This window comes from Candidatus Cloacimonadota bacterium (genome assembly GCA_034661015.1).
Taxonomy (GTDB): Bacteria; Cloacimonadota; Cloacimonadia; order JGIOTU-2; family JGIOTU-2; genus JAYEKN01.
In genome coordinates, this window is sequence record JAYEKN010000168.1 from 1,292 (window position 1) to 2,917 (window position 1,626).

Genomic DNA, 1,626 nt, shown 5'->3' on the forward strand with positions numbered 1-1,626 from the left:
AGGGTTTTAAATTTAGGGAAAAACATTTTCATATACCTTTTTGCTGAATGATTCCTTTTTTTTTGTGTTTCTGTGGTGCAAATCGATTATTTAATACTGTCCCAAATATCTCTCCTCCGGAAAGTTCAACTAATTCAATAGCTTTTAGTATTGATAATTTCCTTGTTTTGCGAGCCATTACAACGAGAATAACAGTATCTATCAGAGAACTAAGAATTGCCGGATCAATGTTGTTTTTATTAGAAACCAATAATGGAGAAGATTCCAGAATTATCAGATCAAATGAGGATTTTATTTCTTCAATTACAAATTGCAAATCGGAGAATGATTGGGTTACGATTCCTCCATAAGTTCCACTGGTTAATATGGTTAGGTTTGGATGTTTTGTCTTCTTAAGCGTATCTTCAAAATGAACTTTATCGTTTAATATATCCGTAACGCCACTTTCTTTTGGGACTTTAAAAATTTTGTGGAATTGGGGATTTCGCAAATTCATATCAACTAATAGCACCCGTTGAGGGGAGTTGTTTACGAAGTTTAAGGCAAGATTCACACCTACAAAAGTTTTACCCTCACTTTCACCGCTGCTGGTAAACAAGACGGTTTTTGTTCGGTTTTTTATCAATTCCTTAGAAATAATTTTGTTCATCCTATTGAACTCCACAAAACTATATGTGTTCGAATTGGCATTGAATTTCATAGCACCCACTATTGTTGAAATTGATTTGCGATTATAATTAAAGATGTTATTGCTGAGATGTAAAACATAATATCTTTAAGAAAACTCATACCACCATCCCATATTTTTTTTATCAAACTAGGTCGTTTTAGAGGAACATAAACGACTTCTCCTTCTCCTACATAGGGAATATTCACAAAGTCCTTATCCTCAATATATTTTTGTAAATTGCACACCGTTGTTCTATATGAACCATCTTTTAGTTTTTTTATTAGGAATATATGTGAGAGATCTGCTCCACTCGTTTCTCCGCCGCATGTAATTATTAAATCCAAAAGATTACTGTTTTTTATTGGTTCCAGCATTTGGGGGCGTCCAACTGCACCGAATATTCGAATTTTGGCTGAAAGATCTGTTTCAAGATCTTCTTTTTTTACAGATATTGGGCCTAAACTTCGCTTAACATTACCCATACGTGGTGTCATAGGAGCAATAACAACATCCTTGGATCTTAGATCGGGAAGAATTTTTTGATCGGTTGAAACCAAAAATCTAAACATATCTACGTTTATCTTTTTGGTCTGTGTAGTTCGTAACCCATATATTTTTCGATAAATTTGTACTTTCGTCCATACGGTTCCATCAACTAAACCCCCTGCAATAGAAAGAACACCCTGAACGCTTATATTTTCTGGAACGAGATACCAGCCGGGCGTACCAACGTAACCAAGAACCTGGACATATTTTTTTTTCTGCTTGATTTGCACATCAACTTCCCCCATTTTTCTTAAATAAACAGGGAGTTCAAAGAAAATTGATTTTTCCAATTCTTCAATAGTCAATCCCTCAGCTTTAAAATTACCCATTTTTGGCAGTGTAATATAACCGTCAAAATTCACTTCATATTCACTAAATTCCTCATTATCAGGCAATTTGACGATTAATAT

The 1,626-nt window shown here is 34.2% G+C and carries 2 protein-coding genes; both read right to left on the reverse strand.

Going from position 1 to position 1,626, the window contains the following annotated elements; all coding sequences use genetic code 11:
• Positions 1–28: 28 nt before the first annotated feature.
• On the reverse strand, positions 29–649 hold the full coding sequence (locus U9P79_06465; GenBank protein ID MEA2104266.1) for a CpsD/CapB family tyrosine-protein kinase: 621 nt from the start codon (positions 647–649) through the stop codon (positions 29–31).
• Between the two features lie 59 nt (positions 650–708).
• Positions 709–1,626: SLBB domain-containing protein (locus U9P79_06470; protein MEA2104267.1), on the reverse strand; the 918-nt coding region annotated here is incomplete at its 5' end.